Here is a 17128-nt window from a genome sequence, read left to right on the forward strand (position 1 = left end):
TTTGTCAGCAACCTCGCTTATTCTGATAGCAAGCGACTAGCTTAATTCTGTGCCGCTACCGCGTTCTGACGCTTCTTCTTCCAGACATAGCCCACTAAAAGCAGCAATATCCAGATGATGCCGACATACAGCGACACGCGCGTGTCTGGGAAGTAGCCAATCAAACCAATGATGAAGAACAGGAAGACAATGCCGAAAACGGAGGTCACGATGCCGCCGCGCAGTGGGAACGCCAGCGCCTTCACTTCATCCGGGCTCAGACGACGGCGGAATGCGATCTGAGAAAACAGAATCATGATCCACACCCACACCGTCGCAAACGTTGCCAGTGAAGCAATCACTAGGAAAACTTTGCCAGGCATAATGTAGTTCAGGTACACCGCCACCAGCAGCGCCATCATCATCACCACCACCGTGACCCACGGAATACCGTGTTTGGAAATACGGCTAAACACCTTCGGCGCATGCCCCTGCTCCGCCATCCCGTGCAGCATACGGCCTACGCCGAAGACATCACTGTTAATCGCCGACAGCGACGCAGTAATCACGACAAAGTTCAGGATGCCTGCCGCCGCCGTAATGCCCATATGTTGGAATGTCAGCACAAACGGACTGCCGTTAGTACCAACCTGATTCCACGGGTAAATCGACATAATCACGAACAGTGTACCGACATAGAACACCAGAATACGCCACGGCACAGAGTTAATCGCGCGAGGGATAGACTTCTGCGGATCTTTGGCCTCACCTGCGGTAATCCCGATGATCTCCACGCCACCGTACGCAAACATCACCAGTTGCAGCGAGAGAATCATCCCCATCACACCGTTACTGAAGAACCCGCCATTGCTCCAGAGGTTGTGGATACCGGTGGGTTCGCCCCCGTTGCCAATACCCCAGATGATGATGCCGATCCCAGCTGCGATCATGATGATAATGGTGGCGACTTTGAAGAAAGAGAGCCAAAACTCCAGTTCACCAAAGGCTTTCACATTCATCAGGTTAATGGCACCGATGATAAGCACTACGCTCAGAACCCACACCCAGTGCGGCACGGCAGGGAACCAGACGCCCATGTAGATGCCAAACGCGGTCACATCGGCAATGGCGACAATCAGCATCTCAAAGCAGTAGGTCCAGCCGGTGATATACCCCGCTAATGGCCCGAGATAATCCTGCGCATAGCGGGAAAACGAGCTGGACTGCGGGTTGTGCACCGACATTTCGCCCAGTGCGCGCATGATGATATACGCGACGACCCCACCGATCAGATAAGCCAGTAACACACTGGGGCCAGCCATTTGGATCGCACTCGCGGAACCATAAAACAGACCGGTTCCGATCGCCGAGCCAAGGGCGATAAAGCGGATATGCCGCGTGCTTAACCCACGCTTGAGCTTGGAGGATGGTTGTTCCATTGATAAGCAACCCTGTCTTATATAAAGAAAAACATTACAAAAAGAAAAACCACAGGCAAAGACCTGTGGTGCAGAAACCCAACGTTGTGCTGGAGCAGTACGCTATCCCTACCGCCCCAGTGCAATCAGGCATGAACGATATTATTGGTGTACCGTAACTTCCTGACGACCACAAAGTCTGTCGTAAATCACCGCAACCAATAAAATCAGCAGTGACGGTGGCAACCAGGCCAACCCTTGCTCGCTCAGCGGCAAGTTGAGGCTCCACTCTGGCAACAGCGTTTTGAAGGCCGACGATTTTATACCATCAATCATGCCAAATAACAGACTGACTAACATGACGGGGGCCACAATACGTGAAGCGCTATTCCACCAACGCAGCGTAAAGCTCAATAAAACTAGAATGATACACGGTGGATAAATCGCCGTCAGCACGGGAATGGAAAGTTGAATCAGATGGCTCAGGCCCAGATTAGACACCACCATCGAGAACGATCCCAGCACAAACACCAGCGTGCGGTAAGACAACGGCAGGTATTGTGCAAAGAATTCAGCACAGGCACAGGTCAGCCCCACCGCCGTCACCAAACACGCGATGAAGATTAACAACGCCAGAAAGCTGCTTCCCATATTGCCAAACGAATGTTGCACATAGGCATGGAGAATTTCAGCACCGTTCTGCGCCTGCGGTACCAGTTCACCGCTGACGGAACCGAGCTGGAACAGGCTCAAATAGACTAATGTCAGGCCAACACCAGCAATTAATCCCGCCCACATGGTGTAGCGCGTCAGCAGTACGGCGCTGGTCACCCCACGCGAGCGAGCCGCATTCACGATCACGATGCCAAAGACCATTGCGCCGAGCGTATCCATCGTCAGATAGCCGTTAACAAAACCATTAGAGAACGGCAGTTGCTCATACGTTTCTGTCGCGGGAATAGGCGAACCGGCAGGCCACAGCACCGCCGCAATACCCAGTACTGCCAGAGCAATGATCTTCAACGGTGCCAGCACATGGCCGACCGTATCCAGCAGTTTGCCGGGATACAGGGAAATCGCGATCACAATAGCAAAATAAATCAGGCTATAAATCAGCAGCGGAGAGGCTCCGTTGCCGACTAAAGGCGCCAGACCGACTTCAAACGAGACGGTTGCCGTGCGCGGCGTTGCGAACAGTGGCCCAACAGCCAGATAGCACACGGTCGCCAGAACCACACCGGCCTTTTTACCAATCGGCGAACTCAGCGCGTCAACGCCACCGCCAACCCGGGCAAGGGCGATCACGGTCAACACCGGTAGGCCAACTGCTGTCAGCAGAAAGCCGAGCGCTGCAGTCCAAACGTGCTCTCCGGCCTGCAATCCCACCATCGGCGGGAAAATAATATTTCCTGCCCCCACGAACAAAGCAAAGGTCATAAAACCTAATGCCACGATATCTTTGGAAGTTAAACGATGACTCATAGTTATGTTGTGTTGCCTGTATCAAATCGATAAAAGAAAACGGTGTCGTTTATCGCCGCCAGAAAACATTCGCAAACGGGTAACCCGAAGAATGAGCCAACGCTCTGACGACGCGAAAGATGGCGAGCATAGAGGAGTTATTTTTTGCACAGCCATATTGGGTGCTAAGTAAAACGTTTATAGCGTAAAAAGACAAGCAGAGATCCAAAAACCAGAGCATCAAGCCTAACTATGCCAAAAAATAAGAATATAAATTGGTTTATCCTGATTTGAATAACACATGATTTGCGCATTTATCGATATTTCATTGCAATAAAACTGACAAAAACCGGCATAAAATGCGCTGTTCGATCATAAAAAAACATATTTCACAAAATCGTCGCGAACGGAAAGCTGGATAACGGCCACAAAAAAGGCCGGATCGTATGATCCAGCCTCTGTATATCTGTTGCAGAGATAGCGCTATCTCATCGGTATCACCACACGCGATTGGCGATATCCACAACAAGTTTAAGCTTATTCCACTGCTGCTCTTCCGTCAGGCTGTTGCCCTCTTCCGTTGAAGCAAAGCCACACTGCGGGCTCAGGCAAATTTGGTTGAGATTGACATATTTTGCCGCTTCCGCGATACGCGCCTGCACGACTTCAGCCTCTTCCAGTTCACCGTTCTTCGTGGTGATCAGCCCCAGCACCACCTGCTGATGGCCTGGCTTCACAAAACGCAGCGGCTCAAACCCACCCGCTCTCTCGGTATCATACTCCAGGAAGAATGCATCAACATTCACTTCACCGAACAGAATTTCTGCCACGGGCTCGTACCCGCCTTCAGAAATCCAGGTCGAACGGAAATTACCGCGACAAACGTGTAAACCGATCACCAGATCCGCAGGCTTATCAGCCAGCGCTTTGTTAAGCACATCAGCATAGGTTCGTGCCAGCTGTGCCGGATCTTCACCACGTTCACGAATCTGGCGTTTTTGATCGTCAGAGCACAGGTAGGCCCACACGGTGTCATCCAGTTGCAGGAAGCGGCAACCTGCATCATAAAATGCGTGGATCGCATCGCGCCAGGTTTGCGCTAGATCGTCGAAATAGTCAGCCAGATCGGGATAAACCGTCGCATCAATCGCTTTTCGTCCACCACGGAAATGCATCACGCTAGGACTTGGAATCGTCATTTTCGCGACGGCATCGCCAGAAATGCTGTTCAGGTAACGGAAATGATCGAGCATCGGATGCTGGGGATTGAAACTCACTTTATCCACAACGCGAATCGCATGGGATTTGGTCTGAATCCCGTTAAATTGAATACCGTGATCGGCTTCGTAGCGCTCCACGCCGTGCAAATCGGCAAAGAAGTCGAAATGCCACCAGGCACGACGTAGTTCACCATCCGTCACAACCTGCAAGCCCGCTTCACGCTGCTTTTCTACTACTCGCAGAATCTCACGATCTTCAATGCTACGCAGCGCAGCATCATCAATCTCGCCTGCCTGATGCTGAAGACGTGCTTCCTTAATCGCTGCCGGACGCAAGAAACTGCCGACGGTATCGGCACGGAAAGGGGATAAGGTATTCGCCATATGTCGCTCCTGACATGTTGCCAGCACCGCTCTTCGGGAAAGAAGTGTACTGACAGATAGTTTCAGTATGAAATATTTGCCCAGAGGGATAGTTACATTTAATCTTATTTAGCCATCTGGACGTCTAACTTTAAAGCTATCCTGTCACGTAGCGAATCACAGGGCAATAGAAGAATTTTCACGTCACATGAAGAAAGTTCATATGACGTGAAAACATCACAAATTCGTCGTGGAAAGAGGAATTATTGCGGCAGGCCAATCTGCTGACGCGCCTGACGACGCGTTTCTTCCGGCAGCGGTAAATAACCATCCTGATTCACCAGCGACTGCCCCGTTTCGGACAGCACACGATCTAAAAATGCCGCCGTCAGCGCTTCCAGCGGTTGGCTGGGCGCTTTGTTTACATAGATATAGAGATAGCGGGTGTAGGGATACAAACCGCTGCGGATATTTTCAGTCGAGGGGTAGATGTAGTCGGTGCCCTGTGCGGCTAACGGCAGCATTCTCACACCGCTGGTACGAAACCCCACGCTGGCATAGCCGATGGCATCGGTTGACGCCGCAACGGCCTGCACAACGGACGCCGAACCCGGCAATTCATTAACCTGAGGAAGGAAATCGCCACGGCATAGCGCCTTTTGCTTAAAGAACCCATAGGTTCCCGACGCAGAGTTTCGCCCATAGCGCAGTAGCGTGCGTTTTTCCCAACTGCCATGCAGGCCAAGATCGCCCCACTGTTTTATCGGCTGGTGGTTACCGCAGCGCTGCGTAATCGAAAAGATGGCGTCCAACTGCGACAAGTTCAGCCCAGGCAGTGGGTTATCCTGATTGACCAGCACGACCAGCGCATCCAGTGCCACCGGCACCGCCAGCGGCGGGTAACCATAATGCTGGACGAACGCCTCAATTTCGCTGGCCTTCATCGCTCTGCTCATCGGCCCAAGCTGCGCGGCTCCCGATGCCAGAGACGTCGGCGCAGAGGACGAGCCGGCGGCCTGAATCTGTAAATTCACGTTCGGGTAATGCTGGCTGAAATCCGCCGCCCAAAAGGCCATCAGGTTAGCCAGCGTATCCGACCCCGCGCTGGAGAGATTGCCCGCCAGCATCTGACGAGGCTGTGCGGAGCACAACGCACTGAGCAGTAGTAAAAAAGCGCTCGCAATACGAGTGGCGGAGATCATGGATAGCGTTTTCCGTCAGGCTGAAGGTTTCACCGTATTTTCAGCCAGAGAGGCAGGGACAATCAACCGATTCGGCAACGTAAAGACGAAACGTGAGCCCAGCCCATCCTCACTCATGATCTCCAGACGAGAATCATGATGGCTGAGCGCATGCTTAACAATCGCCAGCCCCAGCCCGCTGCCGCCCGTTTGTCGTGAGCGCGCCTTATCCACCCGATAAAAGCGTTCCGTCAGACGCGGCAAGTGCTCGGCCGCAATGCCCGGCCCGTTATCGCTGACCTGAAATTGCGCGCCCTGTGGGATCTTCTGCCAGCAAACTTCGATACGCGTTCCCGCTGGGGTATGGTTGACTGCGTTATACACCAGATTGGATACCGCGCTGCGCAGCTGTTCTTCATTACCAAACACGCGGAGGCTTTCATTCACACGAAAGACGATCTCATGACGCCCCTGACTCAGCGTCTGCGCTTCACGCTGCAATACGCGCAGCATCAACGGGATATCAACCTTTTCATTCAAATCGATTGCCGTCGCCGCCTCAATACGGGACAGGGTCAGCAGCTGTTTGACCAGCCCGTCCATGCGTCGGGTCTGCTCCTGCATGGTATTCAACGCTTTTCCGCGTAACGCCGCATCCAGCGTTTCTTCCTGCATCATTTCCAGATAGCCCTGCAACACCGTCAGCGGCGTACGCAGTTCATGGCTCACGTTGGCAAAAAAGTTACGTCTGGCGCCTTCAAGCTGGTGCATTTGCGTAATATCACGCGCCACCATCAATAGCTGGCCTTCGGAATAGGGCATCACGCGGAATTCAACATGGTGGGAATTATTCAACTGCAGCGTGAGAGGACGGCTAAAATCCTGTCCTTTCATGTAATTCGTGAATTCGGGATAGCGCAATAAGTTGAGGATATTCTGACCGTTATCTTCCGGCCAGCGAAAACTCAGCAGGTGCTGCGCCAGATGATTACACCAGAAGATCGTTCCTTCTTCGGTGGTGATCACCACGGCATCAGGTAAGGATTCGGCACCGCTGCGAAACCGTTTGATCAGGAGCGCCAGCTCACGGCGTCGGCGTCGATTACGCAACTGCATCTGATAGAGCCCGTAAAACAGCGGTTCCCAACTCCAGCGGCCGGGCGGCGGCGTCATGCTGCGGTCAACCCACAGCCAATACGAGAGTTTTAGCTGGTTATAAAAATTCCAGCACAGTAAGCCTAATACGGCGACCAGCAGAAACCAGGGCAGATAGCCAAAAATCAGCCCCAGCAGTAAAGCGGGCAAACAAAAAAAAGCCAGCTCCAATGCCAGCCTTTTCCAGGATAAACGTTCTAGCACGTTAATATTTCTCCGGTTACGATCACCTCAGTAACGCGTTGAAAAACGGTAGCCCGTTCCCCGAACGGTTTGCACCATTTTGTCATGTCCACTGGTTTCCAGCGCTTTACGCAAGCGACGAATATGGACGTCGACAGTACGATCCTCAACATAAACGTTAGTGCCCCAAACGTGATTCAGCAACTGTTCCCGGCTATAAACACGTTCAGGATGCGTCATAAAGAAATGCAGCAGTTTAAATTCCGTCGGCCCCATGTCCAACGCATGCTCCTCGGTCGTCACGCGATGTGAGGAAGGATCGAGGTTCAGGCCACGCATTTCAATCACTTCTTCCACCGCCATCGGTGAAATTCGGCGCATGACGGCTTTGATACGCGCCACTAATTCTTTGGGTGAGAACGGTTTGGTAATGTAATCATCCGCCCCCACTTCAAGCCCACGCACGCGGTCTTCTTCTTCGCCACGCGCGGTCAACATCATCACCGGGATATCACGCGTCAGCGCCTCGCGCTTCATATGCTTGATGAATTGCAGGCCCGACCCGCCTGGCAGCATCCAGTCCAATAACACCAGTTCCGGGAATGGCTCCGACAGTTGCGTCACCGCGCTGTCATAGTCTTCAGCTTCAACGGGTTGATAACCATTTTGTTCCAGTACAAAGCAGACCATTTCACGAATTGGTGCTTCATCTTCCACGACTAATATGCGTTTTGCCATTGTTAATCCTGTCGTTAATCATCGTCGCTGTTAGCAAGCGGAGGCATTATGCGTCAGTTTTATGACAGATTTATGAAAAGCACACGGACCGCTCTGCACGATTGTTACAACGCGTACATCCGATTTTTCGAGTCACTTTCCAAAAGCCTGATTCCACCGCGACAGCCGCCATCCCTGCTATATATAATCATGGCATTACGATGACAAAGCACCATGGCGACGACACACCCTTTCACATAATAAATAATGACAACGTTATCCACCGCAACGCGGCATGAATATCGAGAGAGCACGATGCGCATTATCCATACTGCCGATTGGCATTTAGGGCAATATTTTTATACCAAAAGCCGCGCTGCTGAGCATCAGGCTTTTCTAAACTGGCTTATCGTTCAGGTGGAACACCATCAAGTCGATGCCATTATCGTTGCTGGCGATATTTTTGATAACGGTTCGCCCCCCAGCTATGCGCGGCAAATGTATTATAGCTTCGTAGTCGCGCTACAGCGCACAGGCTGCCAGCTCATCGTTCTCGGCGGCAACCACGATTCTGTCGCGATGCTAAACGAATCGCGCGAGCTGCTAGCCTGCCTGAACACGCAAGTGATTGCCTGCGCCAGCGACGATCCGGCCCAACAGGTGCTCCTGCTAGAAAACCGTCAAAGACAGCCCAGAGCCCTGCTCTGCGCGATTCCTTTTTTACGTCCGCGTGATGTGTTGACCAGCAAAGCCGGGCAATCCGGGGATGAAAAACAGCTGGCGTTACAGGAAGCGATTACCGCGCACTACTTGCAGTGTTATCAACTGGCTTGCCAAAAGCGCGACGAGCTTGGCCTGCCGCTGCCGATTATCGCAACCGGACACCTGACGACGATTGGCGCAACCGCCTCAGAATCCGTACGCGATATCTATATTGGTACGCTCGATGCCTTTCCTGCACAGGCTTTTCCGCCTGCGGATTATATCGCGCTCGGCCATATTCACCGCCCGCAGCGCGTGACCCAAAGCGAACATATTCGCTACAGCGGCTCGCCCATCCCGTTGAGTTTTGATGAACTCAACAGCGAGAAATCCGTCTGTCTGGTGAGCTTTGCACCTGACGCGTTACCGCAAACGCCTCCGCAGATAGACATCCTGCCGATTCCCATGACTCAGCCGATGCAGTTGATTAAAGGTAGCTTGAGCGACATTGAACAACAGCTGGCCACCTTCAAGAACTATCAGGGCGACAAGCCCGTGTGGCTGGATATCGAGCTCAACACGCAGGATTATCTGAGCGACATGCAAAAACGCATTCAGACGATGACCGAGAACCTGCCCGTAGAAGTGCTGCTGCTGCGCCGCACGCGCGAACAGCGCCTGCAGGCGATTACCCGGCAGGACAAGGAAACGCTAAACGAATTAAGCGTACATGACGTTTTTGACCGTCGTCTGGTAACGGAGACAGACATGGAAGACAGCCGCCAACAGCGTGTTCGCACGCTGTTTAATCAGGTTATTGATGAACTGGAAAATAGCGAGACGGCCCAATGAAAATCCTCAGTCTGCGCTTAAAGAATCTCAACGCGCTGAAAGGCGAATGGAAGATCGACTTCACGCAGGAGCCGTTTTCCAGCAATGGCTTATTTGCCATTACCGGCCCGACCGGCGCGGGAAAAACCACGCTGCTGGATGCCATCTGTCTAGCGCTGTATCACGAAACGCCACGGCTTGGCCTGCTTTCCGCCAGCCAGAATGACCTGATGACGCGTAATACCGCTGAGTGCCTTGCCGAAGTCGAGTTTGAAGTTAAAGGCGTCGGATATCGCGCTTTCTGGAGCCAGCGTCGGGCAAGAAACGCCCCAGACGGCAATTTGCAGTCTCCCAAAGCCGAACTCGCGCTCATAGAAGACGGCAAAATTCTGTGTGAAAAGCTCAATGATAAGAAAGAGATGATCACACAGCTCACTGGTTTGGATTTTGGCCGCTTCACGCGATCCATGATGCTGTCACAGGGGCAGTTTGCCGCCTTCCTCAACGCCAAAGCAGACGACCGAGCGGAACTGCTGGAAGAGCTGACCGGCACGGACATTTACGGCCTGATTTCCGAACGCGTCTATGACAAGCACAAGCAGGCAAACGTCGCATTGAACACGCTACAGGCGCGCGCATCAGGGATTCAACTTTTAACCGATGAGCAGCGTCAGCAGGTGGAAGGACAGCTTGCCGAATTGCTCCAGCAGGAGCACCGGGGCAACGTCGAACGTGAGCAAGCGCTGACTACGCTGCGTTGGTTTGAGCAACTGACGCAGCAGCACACGCAGAAAACCAATACGCAGGCGCAACATGAAAGTGCCGAATCCGCCATTCAGCAGGCTAAACCGCAGCTCGACCGCTTAACTCACAGCGAACCGGCAGAAAAACTGAGGCCGCTACATCAGGAACGCGAGCGCTACCGACAGGAGTCCCTTGCGCTCGCTCAGAACCTAGAACAACTGACCGCGAAGCAGGCCGCCGAACAGGTGACGTTAACCGCGCTACGCCAGCAGGAAGAAAAAGCAGAGCAGGATGGTAGTGAGCACAAACGGGTACGACAGCAACAAGAGCAGGTGATCAACGAACAGGTTGTGCCACTTGACCATCGCATTACCATGCTGGAGCAGCAAAAAACGCAGCAACAGGACGAACTGGCAAAAACGCAGGCTCGTCTGCACGCCGATGAAAGTAAACAAACACAGACAGCGGCGGAACAGCAGCAGGCTACACAGCAGCTTGAACAGATCCAGTCTTACCGCCAGCAATACGCACATCATCAGCAGTGGGGAGAACAACTTCCTCTGTGGCGCACCCAGTTCCGACAGTTGCGCCAGCTTCAGTATGAGCAAGAGAAGCTGAAGCAAAAACAGGCGCAGCACACCGCACAGTCAGCAACATTACAGCAAGAGGCTGTGACGCTGGCGGCACAACAGCGTGAACAACAAGCAGTCGTTGATGCAGCCCGCCAACAATTCACGCAACACGATGAGACACGGCAACATCAGGAAGCCCACCAGTCGCTTTCCGCCCTGCAACAGCAGTTTAATCAACGCATTGACCAGCGCGCTGAACGCCAACGGCTCGCGACAATCAGCGACCAGTTCCAGCGTCTGCATGTCCGCAAGCAGCAGTACCTCACCAAACAGGGTGAGGTACAAGAGCATATCAGCCAATCGCAAATATTACTGAAACAGCAGCAGTCTGAACATGAGCAGCGCAGCCAGCATCTTGCCGATCTGGAAACGCTGCATCGGCAGGAAGAGCATATCGTTAAGCTGGAAGCCGAACGTCAACGGCTACAGGCTGGCGATCCTTGCCCGCTATGTGGTTCAACCGAGCATCCCGCTATCGAACGCTATCAGGCGCTGCAACCGTCTGAAACCCAAAGCCGCCTGACAGCGCTACAGCAGGAAGTGAACCAGTTAACGACAGCGCTGGCGAATACGACGGCACAGTTGGCCTCGCTAGAGCAACAGCGGGAACAGTTGCAACAGGACATCGCTCAGCTCGATAGCGAACATCACGCCTTGCTGCAACAGTGGCAAGATGTCAGTGAGCGCTTACAAGTTAACTACACGCTGGAACAACCGGATGAGATCGCAGCCTGGCTTACGCAAAATGAAGCCGAAGAACAGGCTATTCGACAGCAGATTACCACACGCGAGCAAGTGCAAAAACAGTGGCAGGAAAGTAAGGATTTACTGACTGCCACAGAGGCATTGCAGCGGGAACTCGACCAGAAAATCGCGCTCAACACCCAGCAACAAACTTCGCTAAACGTTACGCAGCAAGAGACCGAACAATCACTGCAAAACGTACACCAGCAAATCACGCAGCACATTCAGGAAATCACGCAGGCGCTGGCAAATGTGGGGCTTCTGCTGCCGGAAGCTGACGCACAGGATGACTGGCTAACTCAGCGTGAAAGCGAATGGCAAGACTGGAAAACCAAAGAGCAGGAGCAATCTCGCTTAGTTCCGCTGTTAGCCACACTGGAAAGCGATCTTCAGCATCTGAATCGCAGCGTGACCGAGGCAAAACAGCAGCTCCAAACGCAGCAACAGCAGTTGGAACAGCACCTCGCGTTGCTCAACGCGAGCCAACAAGAGCGACTGGCGCTGTTTGGGGATAAGCAGATCGTCGCCGTGCGCGAACAACTACAGCAAACCAGCCAACAGTATGACGATGCGCTCCGCCTAGCCCAGTCAGCTCGGCAGCAAACCGAAACGACGTTGAGCCGCCTGACAGGGGAGCTAGCGAGCACGCAACAGCAGTATGAGCAGAGCACCCGCAAGCATGAGAATGCGGCCGACCGCTTTAGTCAGGCCTTACAGCAAAGCACGTTCGCTGATGAAATGACGTTCCTCAATGCGCTGCTTGATGAGCAGGAACGTCAGACGTTGCAGGCATGGAAGGAAAAGCTGTACCAAAGCTTGCAGCAGGCGGCGGCACTTCACCAGCAGGCTGAGCGGGATCTGCTTGCCCATCAACAAAAGCGCCCCGCCTCATTGACGGAAGATGCCACAGAAGAAGCGGTACAGCAGCAGTTGGCAGCACTGGATGAAACGCTGAAAACCAACCTGCGGCAGCAGGGAGAGTTCCAGCACCAGTTAGCTGACGATAAACAACAGCGCCAGAACCAGCAGGATTTGCTCAATGAGATCGCCCAAAGTCAGCAAATGTACGACGACTGGAGCTGTCTTAATACGCTCATCGGCTCACAAAGCGGGCATAAATTCCGTAAGTTTGCTCAGGGGCTAACGCTGGATCATCTGGTTTATCTCGCTAATCTCCAGCTTTCCCGCCTGCATGGGCGCTATATGCTGAAACGGAAACCCGGCGACGAGCTGGAGCTGCTGGTGATGGATACCTGGCAAGCGGACGCCGAGCGTGATACGCGTACGCTGTCCGGTGGCGAGAGCTTTCTGGTGAGTTTGTCGCTGGCGTTGGCGCTATCCGACCTCGTCAGCCACAAAGCCAGCATCGACTCGCTGTTTCTGGATGAAGGCTTCGGCACGCTCGATGCCGAGACGCTGGATATCGCGCTGGACGCGCTCGATAACCTGAACGCCGCCGGTAAAACCATCGGCGTCATTAGCCATGTTGAAGCCATGAAAGAGCGTATTCCGGTACAGATCAAAGTGCAGAAGGTTAACGGCTTAGGCGTCAGTCGGCTGGCGCCGCAGTACGCCGTTTAGCCATTATTCCGTCTTCGGCCAGAGCCAGGCGGCTCCGCGTACCCCGCTGGAGTCGCCGTGTATAGCCTGCCGCTCAGGCGTTGGTAATCCACGGCAAACTCGGTGCCGGAGATAAACGTTTCAATATAATTTGAGTCGTGCTGCCAACGCACATGCAGCTTGAAGTATGACGGGGATAACTAGAGAAACCAATTAGTTGCCATTCAGAACGTGATGGTATTCCTCTGAATCTCGGTATTTTATTCCACATAACCGCCTCGAATTCGTTATCATGCGCGCAACATTACAAACCCGCGTGCAAACCTGCGCGCCCAGTCAGGGATAACACCATGTTGTGGTTTAAGAACTTAATGATTTACCGCCTAAGCCGGGACAGCGTACTGTCCAAAGATAACGTTTTGTCTGCGGACGAATTGGAAAAACGGCTCAGTGCTTTCGCGTTCACCCCGTGCGGCAGTCAAGATATGATGAAAACGGGCTGGGTATCACCGATGGGATCCCATAGCGATGCCTTAACGCACGTCGTAAATGGGCAAATCGTTATCTGTGTCCGCAAAGAAGAAAAAATCCTGCCGTCCCCGGTCATCAAGCAAACCCTTCAGGCCAAGATTGAACGCCTGGAAGCAGAACAGCACCGCAAGCTGAAAAAAACCGAAAAAGACTCGCTGAAAGACGAAGTGCTGCATAGCCTGCTACCGCGTGCGTTCAGCCGTTTCAGTCAGGTTTGGCTGTGGATCGATACGGTTAACGGCCTGATTATGGTCGATGCCGCCAGCGCAAAAAAAGCGGAAGATACGCTGGCGCTGCTGCGTAAAACGCTGGGCTCGCTACCTGTTGTGCCGCTGACGATGGAAAACCCCATCGAGCTGACGTTGACCGAGTGGGTTCGCTCTGGTGAACCGGCGACAGGTTTCGCACTACAGGATGAAGCAGAGCTGAAAGCCATTCTGGAAGACGGTGGCGTTATCCGCTGTAAAAAACAGGATTTGGTCTGCGATGAAATCGCCGTACACATTGAAGCAGGCAAACTGGTTACCAAGCTGGCGCTGGACTGGCAGGAACGGATTCAGTTGGTCTTGTCTGAGGACGGTTCGGTAAAACGCTTGAAGTTCTCCGATACGCTGCGGGAACAAAACGACGATATCGATCGGGAAGATTTTGCTCAGCGGTTTGATGCCGATTTTATTTTGATGACCAGCGAGCTGGCGGCATTGATTGCGAATCTGATTGAAGCATTGGGCGGAGAAGCCCAACGTTAATATTATCGTAGTATTAATACCATCGATTGTTAATATCATAGATGATTGCCCGCCACCGTTCTGGCAGCGGGCAATGCAACTCAGTGACGAATCCGTTAAACCCGGAATGCCCCAACCACAGCGTTCAGCTCTTCAGCCTGTGACTGCAACGCACCCGACGCAGCGGCAGATTCCTGCACCAGCGCGGCGTTTTGTTGCACCATCGAATCCAACTGTGCGACCGCTTTGTTAATTTCGTTGATGCCACGCATTTGCTCATCTGCCGCATGCGTGATTTCAGACATCACCGAACTCACCGTAGAGACGCCGCCGACAATTTCATTCATCGTGTCGCTGGCTTGACGAACCTGCACCGAGCCAGACGTCACGCTGGAGACTGTCGCTTCAATCAGCTCTTTAATTTCTTTTGCAGCCTGCGCACTGCGCTGTGCCAAACTACGAACTTCACCAGCAACCACGGCGAAACCACGCCCCTGCTCGCCCGCTCGCGCGGCTTCCACCGCAGCGTTAAGCGCCAGAATGTTAGTCTGGAATGCAATGCCATCGATCACGCCGATGATATCGCCGATTTTGCCAGACGCGACCACGATCTCTTCCATCGTGACAATCACATCGGATACCACCTTTCCGCCCGTACCGGCATCTTTCGACAGCAGTAACGCTTTAGCATTAACCTGCTGTGCAGAACCTGCCGACTGCGTGACCGCCGCAGAGATTTCTTCCAACGAAGCTGCGGTTTGCTGAATGCTCGATGCCGCAGATTCAGTACGCGCAGAGAGATCGTTGTTCCCCGCCGAAATTTCATCCGCCGCGACCTGAAGCGATGCGCTGATATCGCGAATCTGCATCATTACCTGACTGATTTTGTCGACAAAGATATTAAACGAGCGGGCAATTTGCGCCACTTCATCATGCCCTTCATCCGGCAGACGCTTCGTCAGATCGTTATTACCGTTGCTGATATCATCCATTGCATCACGGATTTGCAGCAAGCGCTTAAGCGTTGACGCAATAATGAAACCAATCACCAGCGTGCCCAACAGCGCGATAACGACCAGCGTGATGACAGAGGTAGACAGCAGAGAACGCATGCTCGCGGTGGCTTCGGCTTTATCCAACGCCACCAGCATGAACCAGTTCGTGCCAGCAATCGGTTTTGCCACCACAAGCTTTGTCGACCCAGAAAAATCGACATCACGGGCGCTATCTGCTGAAAGAATATCGTTCAGATCAATACCAGGGGCAATGTCGGTGATATTTTTCAGCGTCAGTTTTTCATCTGGGTGAGCAATGATCAGACCGCTGCGCTCGATGAGAACACCGAAGCTATCTTTAGCTGGGTTAATTGCTTTTACGTTTTCAATCACGCTTTTCATCGTGACATCGCTACCGACTACGCCTCTGACCGTTCCGCCTTGCACCACGGAAGCAACGAAAGAAACCACCAACGTATTCGTCACCGCATCAACGTAGGGGGCAGTGACCAGCGGTTTGCCCTCTTTCACCGCCTGCTGATACCAAGGCCGGACAGTTGGGTTGTAATCAGCAGGAATACCGCCAGAATCGGCAAACTTGGCCGTGCCATTAGCATAACCCATGTAGACATTCAGGAGGCCACCGGATGCCGCAATCTGTTTAAACAGCGGAATCGGATCCTCATCAGTGGTGACACGGTCATGCAACGCAGAGATCATCAGCGTTTTAGAAGAAACCCAGTCGCTAATAGCGATACTATGGCTTGTCGCTACCGCATTCAGCGTATTCTGGATCGATTCCTTATTGGCGTTATTGGCGATGGTGTAATTAAAAAAGGTATTGATAACAAGCGAAAGCACAACAATTGTCGAACAGGCCGCAAGAATGCGGGAACGCGTCGTTTTCAGCATAAAATACTCTTTGCATAGAATAGTTATACTATCCATAACGGCAGAGCAAAATAAAACTTGAATGCGATCACATTCCACAATCACCATTTATCTTAAAACTCAGAAAAAAAATTAATATGTTCAACCAAATCCTTATAAAAAAAAAGACATCAAATGGATTTTAAACCAACAAAACAGAGCATTAAACCAATTTAACAAAAATAAAAGGAATAAAATACTTATTAACCTACCATAATATAAAATTATCGGTCAATGCTGTAATCCGCCGCATTTTAACAATCATGGGATTATTCCTAATAGCTACAACATTCTTTTACGCTATTAATTAATAAACACCATTAAATAAAATAACTCATATATGGAATTAATGATGGGCGTGACAAAGATTAGATGACGCTTTTGTGACAGATAAACATGCTAGAAATAACCAAATATACTTTATTTTCTGTGGCAAAATCGCGATTGCCATTTTCAGTAGAGAGGTCACAATCCCAGCAGTATTGTGACCTCTACGCAGGCCGACCAGGATCAGAAAAGAATGGAACACGCGCATACTCGATTAATAGAACAACTTACTCAACGCGTTGTGACAACAGATAATATCCCACGCGACCTAAAGAGTGCCGAAAGGGTAAAAAAATGCCGCGTTATGTCGTACATAACGCGGCGAGCATGACCTAACCTACAGCGATAGAATAGAAATTACAGGTACTTACACAGATAAGAGGTCGGTTCGACCACCTGCAAATTGAACTCACTTTTTCCCGGAACGAAAAACGTTTCTCCCGGTGTGAAAACCTGCCAATCCGGTGCGCCTGGCAGCAGTACTTTCAATGCTCCGGTGATCACCGTCATTTCTTCCGGCTGTCCGGTTCCAAAGGTGTATTCACCCGCATCCATGACGCCGACACTGGCCCGGCCAATGCTGTCGCCTTCAAAACCGATTGATTTGACCTTCCCTGCAAAATACTCATTTACATTCAGCATAGCGCGGCACCCTATCATCGAAAAAATTCATGAAATTCATCTTAAAAGGAGAGTCGAGCCACTGTCACGATCTATTCATTGAAAG

The 17128-nt window shown here is 52.1% G+C and carries 11 protein-coding genes; 3 read left to right on the forward strand and 8 right to left on the reverse strand.

Annotated features, from left to right (window positions below; genetic code table 11):
* Positions 1–41: 41 nt before the first annotated feature.
* The 6 genes from proY to phoB form a co-directional block, all read right to left on the reverse strand.
* On the reverse strand, positions 42–1418 hold the full coding sequence (proY, locus tag DMB82_RS15240) for a proline-specific permease ProY (protein WP_102116793.1): 1377 nt from the start codon (positions 1416–1418) through the stop codon (positions 42–44).
* A 141-nt stretch (positions 1419–1559) separates the two neighbouring features.
* Complete coding sequence (gene brnQ / locus DMB82_RS15245; RefSeq protein ID WP_116164575.1) at positions 1560–2879, reverse strand: branched-chain amino acid transport system II carrier protein; 1320 nt, start codon at positions 2877–2879, stop codon at positions 1560–1562.
* 476 nt (positions 2880–3355) lie between these two features.
* Positions 3356–4462: a cobalamin-independent methionine synthase II family protein gene (locus DMB82_RS15250; protein WP_103942507.1), complete on the reverse strand. Its 1107-nt coding sequence runs from the start codon at positions 4460–4462 to the stop codon at positions 3356–3358.
* A gap of 242 nt (positions 4463–4704) precedes the next feature.
* Positions 4705–5643 carry a PstS family phosphate ABC transporter substrate-binding protein gene (locus DMB82_RS15255; RefSeq protein ID WP_102116796.1) on the reverse strand — a complete coding sequence of 313 codons (939 nt, stop codon included), beginning with the start codon at positions 5641–5643 and terminating at the stop codon, positions 4705–4707.
* A gap of 15 nt (positions 5644–5658) precedes the next feature.
* The gene (phoR, locus tag DMB82_RS15260; protein ID WP_102116797.1) at positions 5659–6981 is read right to left on the reverse strand and encodes a phosphate regulon sensor histidine kinase PhoR; all 1323 of its coding nucleotides are present in this window, start codon (positions 6979–6981) and stop codon (positions 5659–5661) included.
* Between the two features lie 27 nt (positions 6982–7008).
* Positions 7009–7698, reverse strand: a complete 690-nt coding sequence (gene phoB / locus DMB82_RS15265; RefSeq protein WP_102116798.1) for a phosphate response regulator transcription factor PhoB — start codon at positions 7696–7698, stop codon at positions 7009–7011.
* Positions 7699–7992: 294 nt separating this feature from the next.
* Between phoB and sbcD the strand changes: the two genes are divergently transcribed.
* The 3 genes from sbcD (at position 7993) to rdgC (ending at position 14170) form a co-directional block, all read left to right on the forward strand.
* Entirely contained in the window at positions 7993–9231 is a 1239-nt protein-coding gene (sbcD, locus tag DMB82_RS15270; RefSeq protein WP_116164573.1) for an exonuclease subunit SbcD, read from the forward strand.
* The gene (locus DMB82_RS15275) at positions 9228–12911 is read left to right on the forward strand and encodes an AAA family ATPase (RefSeq protein ID WP_116164571.1); all 3684 of its coding nucleotides are present in this window, start codon (positions 9228–9230) and stop codon (positions 12909–12911) included. Before sbcD ends, DMB82_RS15275 begins: the two co-directional genes overlap by 4 nt.
* A gap of 329 nt (positions 12912–13240) precedes the next feature.
* Positions 13241–14170, forward strand: coding sequence for a recombination-associated protein RdgC (gene rdgC, locus DMB82_RS15280; protein ID WP_116155824.1), 930 nt, complete (start codon positions 13241–13243; stop codon positions 14168–14170).
* A 95-nt stretch (positions 14171–14265) separates the two neighbouring features.
* Here the strand turns inward: rdgC and DMB82_RS15285 are convergent, their stop codons facing one another.
* Both DMB82_RS15285 and ppnP read right to left on the reverse strand, forming a co-directional pair.
* On the reverse strand, positions 14266–16056 hold the full coding sequence (locus DMB82_RS15285) for a methyl-accepting chemotaxis protein (protein WP_102116802.1): 1791 nt from the start codon (positions 16054–16056) through the stop codon (positions 14266–14268).
* A 702-nt stretch (positions 16057–16758) separates the two neighbouring features.
* Positions 16759–17043, reverse strand: a complete 285-nt coding sequence (gene ppnP, locus DMB82_RS15290) for a pyrimidine/purine nucleoside phosphorylase (protein WP_005975968.1) — start codon at positions 17041–17043, stop codon at positions 16759–16761.
* Between the last annotated feature and the right edge of the window lie 85 nt (positions 17044–17128).

Origin of the sequence: Pectobacterium aquaticum (assembly GCF_003382565.3) — a bacterium.
Lineage (GTDB): Bacteria > Pseudomonadota > Gammaproteobacteria > Enterobacterales > Enterobacteriaceae > Pectobacterium > Pectobacterium aquaticum.

Bases quoted from the DNA above. Each gene is read 5' to 3' on its own strand.
- proY (WP_102116793.1), bottom strand. From the start codon at position 1,418: ATGGAACAACCATCCTCCAAGCTCAAGCGTGGGTTAAGCACGCGGCAT.
- brnQ (WP_116164575.1), bottom strand. From the start codon at position 2,879: ATGAGTCATCGTTTAACTTCCAAAGATATCGTGGCATTAGGTTTTATG.
- DMB82_RS15250 (WP_103942507.1), bottom strand. From the start codon at position 4,462: ATGGCGAATACCTTATCCCCTTTCCGTGCCGATACCGTCGGCAGTTTC.
- DMB82_RS15255 (WP_102116796.1), bottom strand. From the start codon at position 5,643: ATGATCTCCGCCACTCGTATTGCGAGCGCTTTTTTACTACTGCTCAGT.
- phoB (WP_102116798.1), bottom strand. From the start codon at position 7,698: ATGGCAAAACGCATATTAGTCGTGGAAGATGAAGCACCAATTCGTGAA.
- sbcD (WP_116164573.1), top strand. From the start codon at position 7,993: ATGCGCATTATCCATACTGCCGATTGGCATTTAGGGCAATATTTTTAT.
- DMB82_RS15275 (WP_116164571.1), top strand. From the start codon at position 9,228: ATGAAAATCCTCAGTCTGCGCTTAAAGAATCTCAACGCGCTGAAAGGC.
- rdgC (WP_116155824.1), top strand. From the start codon at position 13,241: ATGTTGTGGTTTAAGAACTTAATGATTTACCGCCTAAGCCGGGACAGC.
- DMB82_RS15285 (WP_102116802.1), bottom strand. From the start codon at position 16,056: ATGCTGAAAACGACGCGTTCCCGCATTCTTGCGGCCTGTTCGACAATT.
- ppnP (WP_005975968.1), bottom strand. From the start codon at position 17,043: ATGCTGAATGTAAATGAGTATTTTGCAGGGAAGGTCAAATCAATCGGT.